The sequence below is a fragment of the Halorubrum orientale genome, from assembly GCF_059623105.1.
Genome location: NZ_JBSPSR010000012.1, coordinates 15078 through 34857, shown reverse-complemented (window position 1 = coordinate 34857; position 19780 = coordinate 15078). Strand labels below are relative to the sequence as shown.

Below are 19780 nucleotides of genomic sequence, written 5' to 3'. Positions count from 1 at the left end.
CGGGGTCGTACGGAAATCGGAGATTTCCGTGATGACGAGACGCGACGCGTCTCGAACCACTTGCCCCCGAGGCAGTTCACGCTACAAGAGTGAACAGTTTTGTTCTCACGGCCGAACCGAGTAGTGTGGCCGGGAGTCTACTGCTGACAGTCGTTGCTATCTTTGCGGTCGGCATCGCCGGCCAGCTGCTCGGCGGTCGGCTGCGCGTGCCGAGTGTTATTTTCTATTTAGGTGGCGGGCTACTCCTCGGGGAAGTTGGGATCGGACTGATCAGCCTCGAGACGTTTGGGGACGGGTTGACGACGGTCGTCGGCCTCAGTGTGGCGGTTATCGTCTTCGACGGGGCCTTTGCGTTGCGACTCGATCGCATCCGCGCGGCCGAAACAGCCTCTTTGCGGCTGGTGACGATCGGCGCACTCATCACGCTGGTCGGGACGGCCGTGACCCTCCGCCTGTTGACCGGCACAGCATGGGATCTCGCCTTCCTCATCGGTGCGCTACTCGTTGCGACCGGCCCGACGGTCATCACGCCGATTGTCTCCGTTGTGCGTCTTCGACCGCACGTCTCGGCAGCCCTCGAAACAGAGGGAATCGTCAACGACGTGACCGCAGCGATCGCGGCCGTGGTTATCTTCGAGGAGATCCTGCTGCGGGAGGCCTTCGGGCCGAACACGATCATCGCTTTCGCCGAACGGCTCGGGGTCGGCGTCGCCAGTGGGCTGCTGGTCGCCGGGGCGACCTACTACCTGCTCCGCGAGGAACTACTGCCGGGCGAGGGCACCCGGGCGGCGCGGTTTACTGTCCTGCTGGCGGCTATCAGTGCCTACGGTGTCGCCGACACGGTCTCTGCTGAAGCCGGGGTCGCAGCAGTCGCAACCGCCGGGCTTGTCCTCGCTAACGTCGATATTCCCCATCGGGAGACCATCGAGTCGTTCACCGAGGATATGACGCTGCTGTTGCTCGCGTTCGTCTTCGTCTCATTAGCAGCGTTGGTTGATGTCGATGCGGTGGTGAGCCTGGGGGTCGCCGGGCTCGCGCTTGTAGCGGTGCTCATGGTGGTGCTCCGGCCGTTGGTTGCGCTCATCTCGACGGCCGGTATTGAGCAGTTCACCTGGCCGGAACGACTATTTTTATCCGCGGTCGGCCCACGGGGGATCATCCCGGCGAGCGTGGCGACGCTGTTTGCGATCGAGTTGGCTGCCGGCGGTGACGACGCCGCGGCAGCGACACTACTTGGGGCGGTCTTCATCGTCATCTTTGCGACCGATGCCATCGAGGCGGGGTTTGCCAGACAGATCGGCGATCGACTCGGAGTGACACCAATGCGTATGATAATCGTTGGCGGCGGCCGGGTCGGTCGGTCGCTCGCTACCCAACTGGAGAATAGAAACGAGTTCGTTGTCATCGTCGACAACGACCCAGAACAGGGTGAGACGGCTCGCGAAGCAGGCTTTCGGGTCTTCGAGGGCGACGGCACCGAAACCGCGACACTTGAACGTGCCGGGATCGAAGAGGCGAAAGGGCTGGTCGCAGTCACAGCCGACGACGACATCAATCTGCTTGTCTGTCAGACAGCGATGACGAAGTTCGATCTCGATGACGTGTATGCTCGCGTCAATAACAGCGAAAACGTCGAAAAGTTCGAGTCGCTTGGCGTGACCGCCGTTGATGAACCGCAGGCGGCCGCCTACGCGCTGGATAACCAAATCGAGCGGCCATCGCTGGCGCGCTGGATGAACGACCTCGGCGACGGCCACGATATCATCGAGACCGAGGTGACCGCCAAACACATCGCCGGTAAATCGATCCGAGAACTCTCCGATGAAATCCCAGGTGGCTGTCTCATCGCCGAGATCGGCCGTGGCGAGGACGCTCACGTCCCCGATGCCGACGAAACGATAGAGTACGGCGACCGAATCACGTTCCTCGGGGATTCCACAGCAGTGAAGAAAGCGGTTGGCCGGTTTCATCCACACGACTAATACAATATTGCGATTGCAAGGTTGTACGTGCTTGCCCACAGAACGATTTTGCTGGGTAGGTAAGTATCTGCGCTGAGGATCAAAACGGCCGCAGCAAGCATGTCACACAGCATTGCGGCCGCAGGTGGAACATGGCTGCCTTCCCCGACAGACGGCAGTGAAGCAAGGGAGGGCTCGTTGTCATGACTGGCACCCCTTGCTTCAATTATTCATTCTTTCACATCGACATAAATATTTGGGAACGTGACCCACACAGGATGAACGACTCGTGACGTTCCTCATAGGGTGCTCGCGGTCAGTATACCGTTCGTCGCTCACTTAACGAGATCGCAGATTGATTCTCTCCTCCGTCTGAAGAGGAGCAATTCTCGCTCTCGGGAGGATAGCAAAAGCTCTGTACTCCTGTGTAGCGTGTGTCTCTCCGCCCGACGACTGTTGCCGCAGGTGAAACTGATACCCTTCTCACGAGAAAGACGCCTGTCCCGTTGACGGCGGGTGCTGAGACCCTACAGCGCAGCCGATCTCAGCAGCAACTCTCTATTACTGTGTGTCAAAACGGCCGCAGCGGGAATGCCACAGCGCACTGCGACCGTCGGTGTACCATAGCTTGTACCGCAGACAGGCGGTAATGAAGCAAGGGGCCCTCCAATCATGATCGATGTTTCCTTGTTTCACTCAGATGTCCTTTTGTATTAACAAAATGTTTGGGGAACACACCCACAGAGGCTGGGTGGCTCGCGACGGTTATGATGGCGAAACAGGCTGTTCGCAGTCAGGACACTCGATGAAGACGCGCCGCTCGTCGTCGATCTTGTAGGCGATGAGAATGGCCCCAGCACTCAGGTCGCTGTCGCAGAACGGGCACCGACCACTATCAGACGTCACATCTGGCATAGGGGGAGGGAATCACCTGGAGCGTGTGACAGACCCAGGGATTCCACTTCGTGCTACGCAACAGTCCGGATAAAAGCTGAGGGGACCGGGGTGAAAGTGAGTACTCCCCGCAGAAGTGTACCGAGCTGTTCACGCCCGCCCGAGAATGGCATATCCTACGAGATTCCTGAGAGTGTGGCGGTGGTGATCAGAGCGTTACCAGTGCAGAAGTGCGGTACCCGCTCGGCGTCGCCAGCGGTCACGCTCACGTCTCAGACGTGTCCTGGCGGCTCGCGACCAGATGCTGTTGTGCAGTCCGGAGGTTGTATCGGACGTCTGGGTCGGCTGCGTCTGCCAATGCCTCATCAAGCAGCTCATCTATGCGATGGAGGTGATCGCTCGTCATACCGCCCTGTCACGATAGCATCAATAAAACACTAACGTTGTTACTCGATAACGCGACACCACGGAGGGCCGTTGTGCTCTCACGACGTACTTATTGGTATGACAGAAGGGAGTCATAGAACAGTCCGCACATCTCAACAGTCCCCACTAAGTGAATCATTCACAAAGGCTGTTCAGCAGTTTTCGAGGCGGAGCTTCCGGCCTCAAGGAGCGAGGGGTTCCGACGTTCAGTCGGGAGCGCGACGCGAGTAGGGAGAGGAAGCCGACACGGGCGTTCGCAACCACTATCTTACACCATATCTTACTGCCGGATAGTGCTGTGCGTCCACAAGTGGCGCGCAGTACGGGCCGCAGTAGCCCGGCCCTGAATGGTGGGTTTGTCGACCCCGAAGGGCGTCCGGTAGGCGGGGCGCACAAGACGCCCCGTCGCGCCAACCGAGGGCGAAAACCACATCAAAGCCCCATCACCAGAAATCTCCGATTTCTGGTTAGCAGTCAGAACGCGACACGTTCTGACGACACCCTCAACAAGCGAGGCCACAAGGCCGAGCGAAGTAGGGTGGGGTCGGTTACTCATGACCCAGCCGTATGCGCGTCGATGCCCGTCTGATGATGGAGCTCGCGATGTTGCCTGAGTGCGCCGCAGGTCGTGAATCGACACATGCTACCAAGCATGGTTTTCTGCTCTGCCGGCTGTTTACGGGCATTTTGAATCCAATTAAAGCACTGTGTCGTCATCTAGACGATTGAGGCGTCGCTACTGCGGTCTCGTATGTCGTCGATTGTTCGTATTTGCCTTACCAGCCCATCCAGAGTTGGCGTGCCGAGTTCCTTTTGAGCGGCAAACACTGCACCGACGTCGCTGCTGGACCGCCGGACGGACAACCCGATAATCGTCCGTTCCGGCCGAACCCACGGATTGAGCGCCGGTCGTGAGTCATTACAATACGCTCGTTCACCGATGCCTGAAAATATCAGGAAATGGGCACGGGTAAGTGTCATAAAAATACTAGAAAAGCATCAGGAATGGGTGGGTTCTTTCACTTGACAACACCATTTGCCGGTTGTCGAATGATCGAAACAACAGCGGCTGACGTACTGGCAAGCAGAACAGTCCCGTTAGAAATCACTCAGGCCGAGGTATTTCAAGCAGTCCAAGCCGACTCGCTCCTAAGCGCGTCGCTCTGGATCAATATCGCCCTCGCGGGCCTGTCCATCCTCTTGTTCGTGTACATGGGACGGAACGTAGAGGATCCCCGCGCTCAATTGATCTTCGTCGCCGCGCTGATGGTACCACTGGTATCGATCTCCAGCTACACCGGGCTCGTCTCCGGGCTCACAGTGAGCTTCCTCGAGATGCCGCCCGGCCACGCGCTGGCCGGCCAGGAGGTGCTCACCCCGTGGGGTCGGTATCTGACGTGGGCCCTGTCGACGCCGATGATCCTTATCGCGCTCGGCCTGCTTGCCGGCACAAACATGTCGAAGCTGTTCACAGTCGTTGTGGCCGACATCGGTATGTGCGTGACCGGGCTCGCAGCCGCGCTGACCACGTCCTCCTACCTGCTGCGCTGGGTGTGGTACGGCATCAGCTGTGCGTTCTTCGTCGTCGTCCTCTACATCCTGCTCGCCGAATGGGCACAAGACGCCGAGGTCGCCGGCACCGCGGAGATATTTAACACCCTGAAAGTGCTCACCGTGGTCCTCTGGCTCGGCTACCCGATCTTCTGGGCGCTCGGTGCTGAGGGCCTCGCGGTCCTCGATGTCGCTATCACCTCGTGGGCATACAGTGGGATGGATATCATCGCGAAGTACCTCTTTGCGTTCCTCCTGCTGCGCTGGGTCGTCGAGAATGAGCGGACGGTCGCTGATATGGCGTCCGGCCTCGGCTCCGCCTCTCGCAGCGGCGTGGCCCCAGCTGACGACTAACGACGCGGTCGCAGATCCCCGTTCTTGACGTTGTTTTACTCTTGTCGGCGCTGGTCAGTTCGACGATGGCGAAAGTGCTGAGATCACCGATGAGATTATCGAGGCGTGCTGTGAACTATCATCGCAACCAGCACTAAACCAATCAGCGACGATCCAATGTCAGATGCTTTTGACGTAGCTGAAGAAGAACGGAGCGTGTCTAGCTATAGCGGCGCTTGCAGGCAATTCTATGAAAATATGACAACCCACCAATAATAAAGATTGATCCCACGCCATCCCAATTAATAAACAAAACAGAGTTAGACGGAGTATGTATGAGACGGGAACTTGTCGACACTACGAATGAACTTGAAGCAGCTGAACTAGATTATCAACACATGGGGTGGGATGTGGTTGAGCGCTCTCCTGGCCGGACTACTGTCGAACGTGGATGGCGAGGTGCGTGGGGATGGCACCTCTTGTTCCTAGTACTCGTTCCCATCGCCGGGAATCTGTGCTATTCGGCTTATCGCCGATACAATCGCCCAGAGCAGATTGTGATACGGGTTCGTGGGTTTACGCGTATGTCAAGTGACATCGACGATGGTACCGATTCCGGCCGCACGGCTACTGTCAAGACAGAAGAGGCGTCAACTCATGGTAATGACATCAGCTCCGATAAGGAAAAAATCATCGCGAACCGCTGGGATTGATCACTGCTACATACGCCGTCACTGCTCGTACTCTTCATACGCGAGGTTCATCAGCCATTGTGAGAGGGCGTCAGATTGTGAATCGACGTTTTCCTCACCAATGAACGGAGTGAGCATATCGCCGGCCATGAGCAACGAGAAGTTGAGATCCTGAGGAGCCGGTTCAAGATAGTAAGTTGTGTGGCCGTTGTAGACGACACTCTCACGTTCAATGAGGCCTGCCTGCTGGAGGGACTCAACGAGCCGGCTACCCTTTCTCGAAGAGACATCAAGTTCTTTCCAGAAGTCACTCTGGTGGATCCCGCCACGGTCACGGATGAGCTCAAGAGCATCTTGTTCGTCCATCGAAAGGTCGGAATCAGTGGCAGATGCGCTCATACGTGTTTGGATGACAGTGAGGAAATTAACGTTGACCCACCCAGCAGAGTAGGAAGGCTGCAAGTGCGCTTTCGCTTCAGTACCGGCAGAAAGTGAGCTTCACTCCAGTCCTGAGCCCTAATGCAATGTACTATCGGTCGACGTACTGCTGTTCCCACTCGATACGGGCCTCAATTACATCGCGACATTTAGCCTCCGGGTAGCCGCCTGTGTTGGCTTTCTATCGCTCCTCTTGTTGACTACCCGGTTTTCGGCACTACTGACGGGATTCGACATTTTACGTGTCCCAACAATCGTGCTCCTGTTACTAGCTATTACGTATGGATATCTTTTGGTATTTTTTGCTGAGCTCGAACGGATGGTTCGGGCTCGTCAGAGCCGTACACTAACTGCGCGTACACTCGGGCGAACGTGGCGCGATTCTGGGAACTTCCTCGGGACGTTTCTGTTACGGAGTCTTGAGCGTGGTGAAGATGTTGGTCGTGCTGCCCGGGCTCGTGGCGGCACTGGTAAGACACCCCATCGACCACCGGTTCAGTTCGGTCTCGCTGATATAGCATTCGGACTGATTGTTACTGGGACTGTGCTTACGGTGATGATCGCATGAGCACAGGCGAAGACCACGTGGCTACCGCCGAGTCGGTAATTGAACCGAGTAATCTGTCCTATAGCTACCCTGACGGAACGACAGCCGTTAGTGGCCTCGACGCTGAGATCCACCGGGGTGAGCGGGTCGCACTTGTCGGACCAAATGGGGCTGGAAAATCAACGTTACTCCAATTGCTTGGTGGATTGATCGGGCCAGATACTGGGTCGCTTAGATACTTCGAATCAACAACCGATGCGGATTCAGTCTGAGATAGTCTCAGTGTACTTACACAGAACCCCACCGACTACCTGTTCAATCCGACAGTCAGGGAGGACTTGGCGTATGGCCCTACCCAGCAGAGTGTCTCACAAGCAGAGGTTGATCGTCGGGTTGAGACCGTTGCTGAGCAGTTCGACCTCACACAGCTACTTTCAAAACCCCCGCACCGACTCAGTAGTGGGGAAAAGCGCCGGGCCGCCCTGGCTAGCGCGTTGACTGTTAACCCAGACGTATTGTTGCTCGACGAACCACTAAGTAACATCGACGCTGCAAACCGTAGCGCGATTGTGGATATGCTTGATGAACTCTCGGCTAACGGTGTCACCCTTGTCACCTCAACGCCAGACACAGAGTTGCTTCCATACCTCGCAGACCGAGTCAGATTACTAGATACCAGTGGTTCGGTTGTTGCCTCTGGACCGACACGAGAGATTCTGACTAATACGTCGTTATTGGCTACGTGCAATCTTCGCCCTCCACAGGTAGTACAGTTGTTTGATGACAACGAATCAGTGCCACTAACAATTGAAGAGGCACGAGGTCTGATCGACTGGACGCAGTATAGCTGTATTTGAGGCCGCTAGGCCCCACCAGAAATACGGGAAGGGGCCCACGACTTCAGCCATAGAAGGAAATCAAAACTGAATAGAGCCCACGAGTAGGGTAGCCCAGCACGGGTTGCCTCTCTCCCGGGTATACATCCGATTACAATTGCATAATAAATAATAACTATTTGTACGGTCAGTTTTAGCGCAGTATTTTAGCGTTAAACACTCGATTATTCGATTTAGTTGTTAGAGTTACACTGATAGAAAGGACTTTACTTATGTTGTACAAATCACCTGTTGTCATGGAAGTACAGACACTCACTACCGGATTAACAGGTACTGAGGGTAATTGTTGATGACCGAACTCGTACCGGGGGAATTACTCCCCGCTGGCGAGCCTGTTAGGATCAACGCTAACCGAGAGACATCGACGGTCACTGTGGAAAATACTGGTGACCGGCCGTCACAAGTTGGCTCGCATTTTCACTTCTTCGAATGTAACCCAGCGCTTGAGTTTGACCGGGAGGCTACTTTTGGGATGCGACTAAATATTCCCGCTGGAACTGCAGTTCGATTCGAACCCGGGTGTGAGGAAGATGTTGAACTCGTCGCATACGGCGGAAACCGGATTATGAATGGGATGGCAGGCTTAGTTGAGGGCGATCTTGACGATGAGGCAGTCAAGCAGGATGCGATCGAACGCGCCCGTGAGACAGGTTACATGGGGACCAACAAATGAGCCGTGAACTCACGCGCGAAAACTACACGAGTCTGTTTGGAGCCACGGAGGGTGACCGTCTTCGGCTCGGCGATACCAATCTCTTGGCCAAAATAGAGACTGATCACACTGTTTACGGTGACGAAGCAGTCTTCGGTGGTGGCAAAACGATGCGGGATGGCATGGGTATGCAACCAGGAACCACCCAAGCTGAAGGAGCGCTGGATTACGTCTATACGAATGTTGTCCTCATCGATCCGGTTCTAGGTATTCAGAAGGGTGATCTTGGCGTGCGGAACGGCAAAATTGCTGGATTTGGAAAAGCCGGAAACCCTGATACGATGGACGGTGTCGACGAGAGCCTGATCATTGGAGCAGGTACCGATGCAGTCCCAGCTGACGGGCTCATTGCGACCCCCGGTGCGTTCGACATCCACGTCCATTTCAATAGCAAGGAGCTATTTGAACACGCACTTGCTAGTGGCGTGACGACGATGATGGGCGGCGGGTACGGCGGCGGAGCAACAACCTGCACGCCCGGTCCAGAGAACATCAAGCGATTTCTACAAGCTGCTGAGGAGTGGCCAATGAACGTCGGCTTTTATGCAAAGGGGAACTCAAGTGCTCCAGCGCCGATTGTCGAGCAAATTGAGGCCGGGGCCTGTGGGCTTAAACTTCACGAAGACTGGGGATCGACCCCGGCTGTCATAGACACAGCGCTCACTGTAGCTGATGAAGAAGACGTTCAGGTGTGTATACACACAGACACGCTCAACGAATCTGGGTTCGTTGAAGACACATTTGAAGCCGTTGACGGACGAACAATCCACACCTTCCATATTGAGGGTGCTGGTGGTGGCCATGCTCCTGACGTGCTCGAACTCATCGGCTTCGAACACATGCTGCCATCATCAACGAATCCGTCAATGCCTTACACAGTCAACACGTTTGATGAGCACCTAGATATGGTGATGGTGTGTCACCATTTGAACCCAGATGTGCCAGAGGACGTCGCCTTTGCTGAGTCACGGATCCGCTCCGAAACGATCGCCGCTGAAGATGTGCTCCACGATATGGGCGCAATCAGCATGATGACATCAGACTCACAGGCAATGGGGCGGATGGCTGAAGTTATCGCGCGGACGTGGCAGACTGCCCACAGTATGAAAGCTCAGCGGGGGCCGCTGCCAGCTGATGAAGGAACTGAAGCTGACAACGCCCGAATTGAACGGTACGTCGCTAAGTACACCCTCAACCCTGCGAGGGTCGCTGGCATCAACGACTTCATTGGTTCGCTGGAACCAGGGAAGATGGCAGATATTGTGCTCTGGGAGCCCGAGTTCTTCGGTATCAAACCAAAGTACGTTATCAAGGGTGGTTTCCCGGTTCACTCCGAAATGGGTGAGGCCAACGGATCGCTAATGACCTGCGAGCCGGTAATGCAGCGCTCTCGCGCTGGAGCAGTCGGCAAAGCAAAGAACGCACTAAGTACCACGTTTGTCAGTCAGGCCGCGTATGAGAATGGTATTGCAGAAAAACTTGACCTCGACTCGACGGTCCGCCCCGTAGAGGGAACTCGAGATGTCGAAAAGAGCGATATGTTACATAACGACTACTGCCCGAACGATATCGATATCGATGCCCAAACCTTCGAGGTCGAAGTTGACGGCGAACACGTTACCTGTGAACCCGCAGAAGAGGTTCCACTCGCTCAGAGGTACACTCTATGAAACTCTCACCAAAGGACAACGAACGGCTCACAATCTTCATGACTGCTGAACTGGCCAGACGGCGGAAAGACAGAGGCATTGCGCTCAACCACCCGGAAACAGTTGCGTACATTTCTGACTGGGTCTGTGAACGAGCCCGAGAGGGAATGAGTGTTGCTAAAATACGGAAGGAGGCAACCAGCCTCCTCTCTCGAGAGGACGTCATGGAAGGCGTTCCTGAGATGGTAGACATGGTGCAAGTCGAGCCAACCTTTCCTGATGGCACAAAACTCGTAACGGTTCACGAACCGATCCGAGCAGACAGCACGGAGCAACTCGACTAATGGGCCACAGAGACGTCGCGACTGTGGGTCTTGGAGGACCAGTCGGTTCAGGTAAGACAGCGATGGTCAAACAGCTCGTACCGCGCCTCGATGATGCAGGGTATAATGTTGGGGTTATCGCCAACGACATTATGACACAAGCTGATGCAAAACAGCTGCAGGAGTCATTTGCTGGTCGACTGCCGACTGACCTCGTTGCTGGTGTTGAGACAGGCGCGTGTCCACATACTGGGATTCGTGAGGATCCGTCGATGAATCTCGCTAAAATCGACGAATTCACCGAGCGACATCCAGACCTTGACGTAGTCTTGATTGAGTCAGGTGGTGACAATTTGGCGGCAACGTTTAATCCCGAACTTGCTGACTACTTTATGTTCGTCATTTCGGTCGCCGAAGGCGACGATATCCCAGCCAAGCGTGGACCAGGGGTTACGCAAGCCGACCTGCTTGTGATTAATAAAAAGGATCTTGCACAGTACGTCGACGCAGATCTCGATCTGATGGCACGCGACTCCGACAGGGTCCGTGGTGAAGAGCCGACTGTTTTTACAAATTGCAAGACAGAAGAGGGGATCGACGAGGTTGCCAACTTGATAGAACGGAGCGTTTTGTTCGCGTGAGAGCTACCGTCGACGACCCAACCGTTCCATCAGCTTTTCAGGAGTATGCAGAACAACGCCTGCCGCAATCACCGGCGTTCGGACACGGAAAGGATGGAGTCGCCGAATTAGTTTTTGCTCGTGAAGGCACGAATCCGACTCGAATGTTGTCAGATTATGTGACGGTGCCGTACCACCTCACCGGAACCCTCGATAGCGACCCAGCACCAGGGTTGACAACAGTTTGTCTGCAGGATCCGACCGGTGCCGTTACTCAAGGCGACCGCCATACCCTCTCAGTCGAGGCCCGTCCAAACTCGCGCGTGCACGTGGCAACACAGAGCGCGACAAAGGTTCAGAGCATGAAAGCTAGTTATGCCCATCTTGATGCGACACTCATTGCCGACTCAGGAGCGCATGTTGAATACCTGCCGGGTCCAACAATTCTCAATGAAGACGCCCGATGTCTTCAGACTACATCAATCAAGATGGCCGAAGATGCGACGGTCATTGTTGGCGATGTATTCGTCCCGAATGGACTTACACATCACGAAGCATTTGATTTTGACCACTTTCATACCCTCACCGAAGCGAGTGTTGATGACTCACTAGTTTGTGCAGACGCAGTCGAACTTCGCCCTAGTGAGCGCGACCCACGCAACCTGGCGACAGTTGGTGATTTCGGCGTTATCGGAACATTATATGTGCTTGCACCCGGCACGGAGGTCAGCGTACTGGCTGACGCAATCTACGACCGACTAGCCGACTCAGTTCATGACGTCACAGCTGGCACTTCAGCGTTAAAAGATAACGCCGGCGTGACGGTTCGTGTCCTCGGAGATAGAAGTGCCGATGTGACTGCTGCAATCGATGCCGCATGGGACGAGAGTAGGCTGGTACTGCTTGATGTTGGTGCGCCGGTCGGAGGTGACAAACGATGAAACGCGTGGACGGCATCGTCGGCAGCACCAATGACCCCGATCTCGGCGATAAAATTGCAGCACATGAGGCCGCAGGCACACTCGAGACGGTCACACTCGACAATGTTGACCGACAAAGGTCTCGACTTCGCGTTGAATCTGATGCCGGAACCGATCTCGGCGTGCTGGTTGACAAACCCGAACTCTCTGAAGGCGATATACTCGTGCTCGAGGACGACTGGGCAGCAATTGTTACTTTTGAGTCACGCGAAGCATTTGTGATTGAACTCCCTGAATCAGCACTGCTAGCCACGATCGTTGAACTCGGCCACCGGATCGGCAACCAACACTGGGACATCTCTGTTGAGAAACAAACGGTGTACGTCCCGGTCGAGGCCGATAAAACAATCATCGAAGACGTTCTCGGGCCGTACCTCCCGGACGACACTGAGACGTGGTATGAAATTGTCGACGCCGAGCAGTTTATGAATGACGCGTCACCAAGCCACAGCCATGGGGTAGACCACGAGCATAGCCACGAGGACGGTCACGAGCACAGTCACCACCAGCAGACTGGCTATAGCAACGACGAGGGACACAATCATGACTGATTCAGTAGCCTTTTTCACCGCGTTGCGGCTTTCGGATTCAATGTTACCAGTCGGTACCTACACCGCTTCCTACGGCATTGAACAATACCTCAATGAGGGATATGTCCAAACGATCGACGAACTGGGTGAGCTGATCGAAGGGTATCTCCGGGGAGTGATTGGGCCTGCAGAAGTGGTCGCCCTTGGCCATGCTCACGGGTCAACAGCCAGCGGTAACATCGACGGGATCATCGAAGCCGACGAACGACTTGGGGCTGCAACTCTCCCAGCCGAGTTCCGTGAGAGTTCACGAAAGGCCGGGGGAAAACTCCTGGAACTGCTAGCCGATGCTGACGACTATCCGTTCGGTGGGCTTGTGGCTGATGGTATCGTCGACGACTACATCACCGCTCATGAGGCTAGTCGAACTGACGGTCACTATCCAGTTGTTCTCGGGCTGGTCTGCGAGCAAGCGGGCATTAGCCGATCGGAGGCGGCAGTGGTCAGTGCGTACTCAACGGTGACTGGACTCTTGGGGGCCGCCCAGCGACTCGGCCGGTTCGGCCATACCGACATTCAAGGACAACTCTCAGCACTGTCTCCGGTAGTCGAAACCGTTTGTGACCGGTATCACGACGCCGATCATAGAGAGATGTACTCGTTTGCACCACTTGCCGACGTGATGGGAATGAGTCATGAGAATGCCAACCGACGGCTGTTCATGAGCTAAGTACTCGTCTCCAGTGTGAACTGAACAAGCATTGCCAACAAATATGCTCTGAAATGTGCGGCTGTGGGAGATTTCGAGGCAGTTTCTCTTGTTCACTGCCTCATTTCGCCTCATATAAATCATGGACATTCATCATGGTGGTTACCCGACATACCTGTACTACGTGAACGGTCTTGTGGTCAAGCCCTAAGCCACTCACCTTGCTTATGTGTGAGAGCTACATCCTATTTAATATCTACTCAAAGTATATGAAAACTACTAGCTAGTAAATGTATCTCACAGACTCTTCGATAAAACTGTTCCCGGTGTCTGACCTGTATGCTTTCCCTTGTTAACAACTGCTGTCCCATTTATGAACACATAGTGGATCCCACTCGGAAACCTTTTGGGATTCTCATATGTAGCTTGAGAGTCTATTTCCTCTGGATCAAACACAACAAGATCTGCGTCATTACCTGTACGAATAATACCTTTATTTTCAATCCCAATAATCCGAGCTGGTAACGAAGTCATCATACGAATTGCCTCTTCTATTGAGAATGTGTTTAATTCACGCGAGTATCGGCCAAGCACACGAGGATACGTCCCATATGTTCGTGGATGCGGCTTACCACCTAATAGGCCGTCAGTTGCAATTGCTGAGTTTTTATACTCTAAGATGTTAGTCACATCTTCTTCAATGGAATGATATGAATACTGTTCGACCTCAAGCTTCTCATCTATAAGTAAGTCAATAACTGCATTTGGCGGCGTCACGTCCATGTCGGCTGCAATATCAGTAACGCTCATTCCGACGTAGCTATTATTTGCTTCTGTTTGAACGCTTGTGATCACCATTTCGTCCCATGAAGGCTCGGTTTCTGTGTCGAGATAATTTACTACCTCTTCTCGACTTTGTCGAAGTTGGTTAATTGTAGACTCAGCATTCCCAGACCGTACCCGCGAAGGAAGAAATGACGCTAGCATCGTACTGCCCGCTGTGTACGGATATTGGTCTGCCGTCATATCTACTCCCCTTTCACGTGCAGACTCTATAATTTCAATAGCGCGTTGAGATTTGCCATGTTGCCTGCTCCCTGCGGTTTTGAAATGCGACAAGTGCAGCGGAATATCCTCTGCGGAACCGACATCGATAAATTCATCAAGCGCACTCCATATATTTGAGTGTTCGTCACGGATATGTGCCACAAATGGTCGCCCATACCCAGATAGGCAACCTGCTAACTCTTGAACCTCCTCGGTACCTGCATTGACCTGAGGGGTATAAACTAAGCCCGTAGAGAACCCGAGTGCACCTTGCTCTAAGGATTCGAGTATCAACTCTTTCATCTCATCAAGTTCTTTACTATTAGGTTGTCTATCAGCCATGCCCATAATATTGAACCGAACAGTTCCATGGCCCACCAACATCCCTACATTTGGGGCGACATCATTGTTTTTTATAGCATTTAGATAATCACTCGTGGACCCCCATGTCCACTCCTTATTCGCACGGCCGTTGAGCCCACTGAGATGATCTTCCCACACTTTATCTCCTCCCTCCCTGTACATCGGGGCCATTGAGAAACCATCTTGACCTAATATTTCCGTCGTAATTCCCTGCATGGTCTTTGGTTTTAATTCAGGAGATGAGAATAACCGGAGATCAGAATGAGAATGTAAATCAATAAATCCAGGACAAATCGCTAAACCATCTAAATCAACCCGTGTTTCGTTGTTCAAATTTCTATTTTTTTGACGTGACACGCCAACAATTTGTCCATCATTAATTCGTACTGCCCCTCGAAACCAAGGTGATCCAGTACCGTCAATAATTTTGGCATTGTCTAGTAACAAATCAGTCGACATAGTTGAGATTCAAACCGCTTTATTAAATAGTTGGTGATAATCAAATATAACTGATCGATCTTGTATAGAATACAATAAATTTGCCACATTGCAAAGTACACATGTTTATATATTAAACGAAAGTATAGATATGTATGCTTTCCATTGAACTTGACGGTCACGTATTTGAAGCGACTATACACGAGACAAAAGCCCCAGAGTCAGTCGCCGCTGTAAGAGATCTCCTTCCGATTGAGTCGGAATTGATGCATGTGCGGTGGAGCGGTATCGCCACTTGGATACGATTAGATAAAGAAAATCTTGTACATATCCCGCGTGAAAATCACACAGTATACCCATCACGTGGTGATATACTCCTTTATCCCGGCTATCGTAACGAGCCAGAAATTCTGATTTCATGTGGCCCCACGTGTTTCAAGAGCCCTGCTGGAGAGCTTGCTGGAAATCACTTTGCGAGTATCAGTCCGCATAACAAATTGAAATCGGTTGAAGAGAAAACTCTCCAAGACGGAGCTCAGGCCGTCAGGATAAGGGAGCTCTAACCACCGTGTGTTTACACAAAATAAATTCATGATAAATAGTATTATTACATATTACTGTCGGATTTAAGTAGATTAAGACGACTGTTAGCGTCCACTGCCCATAGACCAATTAACCCTACAGTCGATACGGCAATTACACCTGCTAACACGCCAAATGCAACACGAAAGTCAAGCAGATCAGCAGTTATCCCCACCACAGTGGGGGCAAGCGCACCGATGCCCATAAGTAGCGTACGTACAATCCCGAGCCCTCCTCCTGATAGTTGCTCGGGAAGATGGTCCATCAGATACGCCCCACGAACCGGCTGGAATCCATGGGCACCGATACCAACAACTGCGATGAGAAATGCAAGTAATCCAATCCCAGCGTTCGGTGCAAACACGATCCCCCACATTGCAACAGTAGCAGTGATACCTAACATAGACATCAATGAAAGTCTACCAAATCGATCAGAGATATCCCCGGTCACAAGCTGAACAAATGTCACCCAAAAAAAGACTGAGTATAACAAACTTGCTGTCGTATTTGATACTGCAGAAACTTGTGACAGATATAGTGGAAGAAAAGCAACAAGCCCGTTATGTGCAAATGAAATGCCAATGGTTGCTATAACAAAAACGGTGAAACGAATATTAGAAAATAATGTGATATAATCAGCCAATTTAGCTGGAGATCGGCTCGAAGCAGTATCACTACTAGAGCTAGATCTAATGTAGGGCTTCCGATGGTTCTGAAGGATAAAAGCGCCAGACAAAATGAGGCCTGCAATCCCAGTAAGCAAAAACACGCCGCGCCATTCCGATGTTGGCATAAACGCAAAAAACGGAGAAAGAACTGTAGGGGCAGATAAAAAGACAACAACTATACTCGGGGCTGCGACACCTCCAAAGGATCCAAAAGTATCATGTACACCCAGTGCACGCCCCGGCCGGTCGGAGTAGATGCGGGCAATTAGCCGAATTGCGACTGTCTTGTGAACCCCAGTTCCAGCACCGATGACCAGCATGGCCGCCACTAGAAACGCAAAGCTGAGATCTAAAAACAAACTAAGAGCTCCAAGTCCTGCTACCGCAACTCCACTTGCTACTACATACACTGATCCGAGGCTGTCTGCAATCATGCCACTAGGAAACTGCATCAATGCGTATATGATCATAAGTGATGTGAATGCAGTTCCAAGTACAGCATTACTGACACCGTAAGCTGATTGTAATGAGTCGAATAATGGTGGAAAGGCGTACCGGACGAATTTTGCTAAAAACCAAATTAATGACACGAGAACCAATGCATCATACTTTTTGTGATTTTTAAAGAGCATTAATTATCGTTGTGGTACTCCTCTAAAGTAAAAAAAGCACTATTTTTAAATTTTGCTGGACATACTCGACTGATAGTGTAGGTTAACATCATATAATCAGCTAGCTATAGTGTATTTTAGGTGATATAGAATGATGTGTATTCATTATTGCGAAACTAGCCTCTTCCGAAGCACATCAATTTCATCTTCAATGGCACTAGAATCTGCAGCACCAACGAAGCGGCTATCAATGCTTCCATTAAGCGTAAATAGAGTTGTCGGCCCGATACTCACATCATATTCTTCTTGTAATTTAGCAACATTGTTTGGTCCATAGACAGATAACGCTAGAACATCCTCAGGTGCGTCCTGTCCGAATATTTCACTCAAGTTATCTTTCATTGTTTCACAAGACGGGCAGTCATCACGCCATATGTATACAATACACCGATCACAGAGACTAACGAGTGTGTCTGCTTCTTCCCAGCAGAGAGGAACGAACCCGTCTGGCGTTCCGTCTGATTCAGCTAAGTCTTCTTCGTCAGTAGCGAGCAAGATTGCGGTTACTAATACCTGACCTGGCGAGGCATCTGTGTTCCAATCGCATAATGTTGCGTATGTCGCGTTGAGTACAGGGCCCAATTCAGCTTCCTGAACTACTTGCGGGATTTCCTCACCATGGATATTGTTCTCACTCAACTCATTTTGTCGTTTTTTGTCCAGATCTGAGAGGAACTCATCTGTTGGGATGATTTCGTTATTCACAATTCTGAATGCTCCCGAAGCTATCCATCCATCTAACATGTCCGAATTACTTGTCATTGGTAGTTAATATAATAGTTTTAATATTTCTCGGCAATTCGCTGCTGTGGTGCAGCTATGGATTAATACTGGAATTATCAATGCAACCGAACTGATCTTCAGAGGGGACTTCTCCCTGAGGCCAGAGCGGTTCAAGATCGGCATCTGGTGGGTAATGGAGGTTTCCATCAGAGTCCCAACTCCACCCTTCTTCTTCTAACATAGCTCTTGCCGCTTCGATATCGCCGGCAGGGTCAGGATGCTCGTAAAGCATATCCTCAGGGGGGAATATTGGATGATTCGTCGAAATGTAGGTTGGAAACATTTCTACACCAACACGATCGTCAAACGCTGTATTCACAAGTTGTTCCCGGTTGATCGATGCACCGATAGCCTTTCTGAATTCGGTGAATTTACAAGGAGCGGTGTGACACACATATTGCAGATTATATGCAGTATGGGTTCCCTCAAATCTCGCTTCAGCGTTCTCGATCTCCTCATTGACACGGGTAGCATTAGGAGGAGAGATCTCAACGCCGATGTGCGCTTCTCCTGCCTCAAGCGCATTGATCATGGACTCTTCGTTCCGGTATGCTTCAAACACAACCGGCTGAGCCGCTTCATACTGTGGATGTCCGTCATGAGGCTCTGCTACAACTCTCTGACCTTGCTCAATTGACGTGACTCTTAGTGGCCCAGAGGACACAATTGGGGTCTCGAAAGTAGCATCACCCGGGGATTCAACCGCTCCAGCCTCTTCGAACGAAGCCTTATGAAGAATACCCCATCTCATCAACGTAGTTTCAGCGAACGGGATGTATGGCTCGGTGAAGGTAAATCGGACTGTCTTCTCATCAACAGCCTCTATCGCATCATACGGAACTGGTGCCGCACCTGGGTATGCACCAGCATCTCCACCTCGGAGTATCTGCTCAAAGGTGAACTTCACATCCTCGGCAGTGACAGGGTCTCCGTTGGTGAACACAGCATCATCGAACAGTTCAACAACAATTTCCTGACTGTCGACTACGTCTACAGACCCAAGCAGTTCCGTCACCTCATAATTCTCGTTGTACTTATGTATTGGAGAGTTTATCATGTGCTGCCACATCGCCTCGGGCATTGAGGCGGTGTGGGTCATCCAATTAGTTGTTTCAGTCGCAATGGGATCAATCCCAACAATGAGTTCCCCGTCTTCCATTAGTTCCGACTTAAACATCCACTCTGCATTTGAACGGGCTAACCCACCAGTGCCCACTCCATCAATATCGACCATATCGGTTCTCCATGCGCCGATGTTTGCGACAGGACACAGGTTATCAATCGCACAGTCTTCAGACATGTATGCGACTGTCTCGTGAAGGCCAGTAGTTCGCTCTTCAGGAGTTTCGGCAGTTGTCTGTTCAATCAGTCGCTCTGTGTATTCACATGATGCGTAATTCGAGGTATTGCTCTTTCCGTTAGCACCGGCCCAATCCAGCCGCATATTGTTGAGCAGCTCTTGTGGGTCCAGTCGATCAGCTGCAGGAACCCACCACGTAAATGAGATATTGTTTGCTCGATTTTCATCATTAGCCATCTGCCCTGTTTGGGTTCCGAGATCTTTTGGGACGATATCCACCTGTGTCCCAAGTGACTCAATTCCCTGTCGGATAAGCGGTGCCATCTGTTCTTGAGTAGTGGTGAAGCCGCCATAGTCAGACCAGTACTCCATTTGAATCGTTGATACACGCTCTCCTAGGTCTTCACTAGACGAGGAATCGCTTTCCGAACATCCAGCCAGGCCAACCGCCGACGCACCGGCGAGTCCTTGTATAATACTTCTTCGATCAATTGTCTGCTCCCGACTCTCGTCTTGCCTGCTATTAGCAGCCATACTGTTATATTATACTAACATATTATAAACCTGTGGGAATAGGATAAAAACCAATACAGATTAAAGAAGATACACGAAAGTAGTAGACAGAAGATCAGGAATATATCGAATCTTCATGTAGAAACTAAAATCG

At 52.0% G+C, this 19780-nt stretch carries 18 protein-coding genes and 1 pseudogene; 12 read left to right on the top strand and 7 right to left on the bottom strand.

All coding sequences use genetic code 11. The annotated features are described in order from the left end of the window. Window positions 1–125 precede the first annotated feature (125 nt). Window positions 126–1982 (top strand): NAD-binding protein, encoded by a 1857-nt coding sequence (locus ACWUI7_RS12750; RefSeq protein ID WP_496642586.1) that lies wholly within the window; start codon window positions 126–128, stop codon window positions 1980–1982. Window positions 1983–2726: 744 nt separating this feature from the next. Here ACWUI7_RS12750 and ACWUI7_RS12745 read toward each other — a convergent pair. Together ACWUI7_RS12745 and ACWUI7_RS12740 are read right to left on the bottom strand one after the other, a co-directional pair. After that, a complete protein-coding gene (locus tag ACWUI7_RS12745; protein ID WP_496642585.1) occupies window positions 2727–2876 on the bottom strand; it encodes a DUF7837 family putative zinc-binding protein in 150 nt (49 codons plus the stop codon). A 244-nt stretch (window positions 2877–3120) separates the two neighbouring features. After that, entirely contained in the window at window positions 3121–3261 is a 141-nt protein-coding gene (locus ACWUI7_RS12740; protein WP_496642584.1) for a hypothetical protein, read from the bottom strand. A 1124-nt stretch (window positions 3262–4385) separates the two neighbouring features. Here ACWUI7_RS12740 and ACWUI7_RS12735 point away from each other — a divergent pair. After that, window positions 4386–5186 (top strand): bacteriorhodopsin, encoded by an 801-nt coding sequence (locus ACWUI7_RS12735; RefSeq protein WP_496642597.1) that lies wholly within the window; start codon window positions 4386–4388, stop codon window positions 5184–5186. Window positions 5187–5896: 710 nt separating this feature from the next. Here the strand turns inward: ACWUI7_RS12735 and ACWUI7_RS12730 are convergent. Further along, entirely contained in the window at window positions 5897–6256 is a 360-nt protein-coding gene (locus tag ACWUI7_RS12730) for a helix-turn-helix transcriptional regulator (protein WP_496642583.1), read from the bottom strand. 145 nt (window positions 6257–6401) lie between these two features. Here ACWUI7_RS12730 and ACWUI7_RS12725 point away from each other — a divergent pair, with 145 nt between their 5' ends. From ACWUI7_RS12725 to ACWUI7_RS12685, 9 genes and pseudogenes are all read left to right on the top strand, one after another. Next, the gene (locus tag ACWUI7_RS12725) at window positions 6402–6863 is read left to right on the top strand and encodes an energy-coupling factor transporter transmembrane component T family protein (protein WP_496642596.1); all 462 of its coding nucleotides are present in this window, start codon (window positions 6402–6404) and stop codon (window positions 6861–6863) included. Further along, a pseudogene (locus ACWUI7_RS12720) lies at window positions 6860–7699 on the top strand (energy-coupling factor ABC transporter ATP-binding protein). The gene ACWUI7_RS12725 and the pseudogene ACWUI7_RS12720 overlap by 4 nt, the downstream one beginning before the upstream one ends. Before the next feature lie 328 nt (window positions 7700–8027). Next, entirely contained in the window at window positions 8028–8411 is a 384-nt protein-coding gene (locus tag ACWUI7_RS12715) for an urease subunit beta (protein WP_496642582.1), read from the top strand. Beyond that, the gene (gene ureC, locus ACWUI7_RS12710; protein WP_496642581.1) at window positions 8408–10120 is read left to right on the top strand and encodes an urease subunit alpha; all 1713 of its coding nucleotides are present in this window, start codon (window positions 8408–8410) and stop codon (window positions 10118–10120) included. The genes ACWUI7_RS12715 and ureC overlap by 4 nt, the downstream gene beginning before the upstream one ends. After that, window positions 10117–10443 carry an urease subunit gamma gene (locus ACWUI7_RS12705; RefSeq protein WP_496642580.1) on the top strand — a complete coding sequence of 109 codons (327 nt, stop codon included), beginning with the start codon at window positions 10117–10119 and terminating at the stop codon, window positions 10441–10443. Before ureC ends, ACWUI7_RS12705 begins: the two co-directional genes overlap by 4 nt. Beyond that, window positions 10443–11063: an urease accessory protein UreG gene (ureG, locus tag ACWUI7_RS12700; RefSeq protein ID WP_496642579.1), complete on the top strand. Its 621-nt coding sequence runs from the start codon at window positions 10443–10445 to the stop codon at window positions 11061–11063. Before ACWUI7_RS12705 ends, ureG begins: the two co-directional genes overlap by 1 nt. Further along, window positions 11060–11983, top strand: coding sequence for an urease accessory protein UreD (locus ACWUI7_RS12695; RefSeq protein WP_496642578.1), 924 nt, complete (start codon window positions 11060–11062; stop codon window positions 11981–11983). The genes ureG and ACWUI7_RS12695 overlap by 4 nt, the downstream gene beginning before the upstream one ends. Continuing rightward, on the top strand, window positions 11980–12573 hold the full coding sequence (gene ureE / locus ACWUI7_RS12690) for an urease accessory protein UreE (RefSeq protein ID WP_496642577.1): 594 nt from the start codon (window positions 11980–11982) through the stop codon (window positions 12571–12573). Before ACWUI7_RS12695 ends, ureE begins: the two co-directional genes overlap by 4 nt. Beyond that, window positions 12566–13282: an urease accessory protein UreF gene (locus ACWUI7_RS12685; protein ID WP_496642576.1), complete on the top strand. Its 717-nt coding sequence runs from the start codon at window positions 12566–12568 to the stop codon at window positions 13280–13282. The genes ureE and ACWUI7_RS12685 overlap by 8 nt, the downstream gene beginning before the upstream one ends. Window positions 13283–13558: 276 nt before the next feature. Here the strand turns inward: ACWUI7_RS12685 and ACWUI7_RS12680 are convergent, their stop codons facing one another. Further along, window positions 13559–15130: an N-acyl-D-amino-acid deacylase family protein gene (locus ACWUI7_RS12680; protein ID WP_496642575.1), complete on the bottom strand. Its 1572-nt coding sequence runs from the start codon at window positions 15128–15130 to the stop codon at window positions 13559–13561. A gap of 134 nt (window positions 15131–15264) precedes the next feature. On the opposite strand from ACWUI7_RS12680, the gene ACWUI7_RS12675 reads away from it, so the two are divergent. Beyond that, window positions 15265–15672, top strand: a complete 408-nt coding sequence (locus tag ACWUI7_RS12675) for a DUF3830 family protein (protein ID WP_496642574.1) — start codon at window positions 15265–15267, stop codon at window positions 15670–15672. A 44-nt stretch (window positions 15673–15716) separates the two neighbouring features. On the opposite strand, the gene ACWUI7_RS12670 is transcribed toward ACWUI7_RS12675, so the two are convergent. The 3 genes from ACWUI7_RS12670 to ACWUI7_RS12660 form a co-directional block, all read right to left on the bottom strand. After that, on the bottom strand, window positions 15717–16991 hold the full coding sequence (locus tag ACWUI7_RS12670) for an MFS transporter (RefSeq protein ID WP_496642573.1): 1275 nt from the start codon (window positions 16989–16991) through the stop codon (window positions 15717–15719). A 144-nt stretch (window positions 16992–17135) separates the two neighbouring features. Further along, entirely contained in the window at window positions 17136–17792 is a 657-nt protein-coding gene (locus ACWUI7_RS12665; protein ID WP_496642572.1) for a thioredoxin family protein, read from the bottom strand. A gap of 55 nt (window positions 17793–17847) precedes the next feature. Continuing rightward, window positions 17848–19647 (bottom strand): ABC transporter substrate-binding protein, encoded by a 1800-nt coding sequence (locus ACWUI7_RS12660; protein WP_496642571.1) that lies wholly within the window; start codon window positions 19645–19647, stop codon window positions 17848–17850. Window positions 19648–19780 lie beyond the last annotated feature (133 nt).

What these genes read in the sequence shown, in the direction of transcription:
- ACWUI7_RS12745 (WP_496642585.1), bottom strand. Translation starts at nt 2,876, where the DNA reads ATGCCAGATGTGACGTCTGATAGTGGTCGGTGCCCGTTCTGCGACAGC.
- ACWUI7_RS12740 (WP_496642584.1), bottom strand. Translation starts at nt 3,261, where the DNA reads ATGACGAGCGATCACCTCCATCGCATAGATGAGCTGCTTGATGAGGCA.
- ACWUI7_RS12730 (WP_496642583.1), bottom strand. Translation starts at nt 6,256, where the DNA reads ATGAGCGCATCTGCCACTGATTCCGACCTTTCGATGGACGAACAAGAT.
- ACWUI7_RS12715 (WP_496642582.1), top strand. Translation starts at nt 8,028, where the DNA reads ATGACCGAACTCGTACCGGGGGAATTACTCCCCGCTGGCGAGCCTGTT.
- ureC (WP_496642581.1), top strand. Translation starts at nt 8,408, where the DNA reads ATGAGCCGTGAACTCACGCGCGAAAACTACACGAGTCTGTTTGGAGCC.
- ACWUI7_RS12705 (WP_496642580.1), top strand. Translation starts at nt 10,117, where the DNA reads ATGAAACTCTCACCAAAGGACAACGAACGGCTCACAATCTTCATGACT.
- ureG (WP_496642579.1), top strand. Translation starts at nt 10,443, where the DNA reads ATGGGCCACAGAGACGTCGCGACTGTGGGTCTTGGAGGACCAGTCGGT.
- ureE (WP_496642577.1), top strand. Translation starts at nt 11,980, where the DNA reads ATGAAACGCGTGGACGGCATCGTCGGCAGCACCAATGACCCCGATCTC.
- ACWUI7_RS12685 (WP_496642576.1), top strand. Translation starts at nt 12,566, where the DNA reads ATGACTGATTCAGTAGCCTTTTTCACCGCGTTGCGGCTTTCGGATTCA.
- ACWUI7_RS12680 (WP_496642575.1), bottom strand. Translation starts at nt 15,130, where the DNA reads ATGTCGACTGATTTGTTACTAGACAATGCCAAAATTATTGACGGTACT.
- ACWUI7_RS12675 (WP_496642574.1), top strand. Translation starts at nt 15,265, where the DNA reads ATGCTTTCCATTGAACTTGACGGTCACGTATTTGAAGCGACTATACAC.
- ACWUI7_RS12670 (WP_496642573.1), bottom strand. Translation starts at nt 16,991, where the DNA reads ATGCTCTTTAAAAATCACAAAAAGTATGATGCATTGGTTCTCGTGTCA.
- ACWUI7_RS12665 (WP_496642572.1), bottom strand. Translation starts at nt 17,792, where the DNA reads ATGACAAGTAATTCGGACATGTTAGATGGATGGATAGCTTCGGGAGCA.
- ACWUI7_RS12660 (WP_496642571.1), bottom strand. Translation starts at nt 19,647, where the DNA reads ATGGCTGCTAATAGCAGGCAAGACGAGAGTCGGGAGCAGACAATTGAT.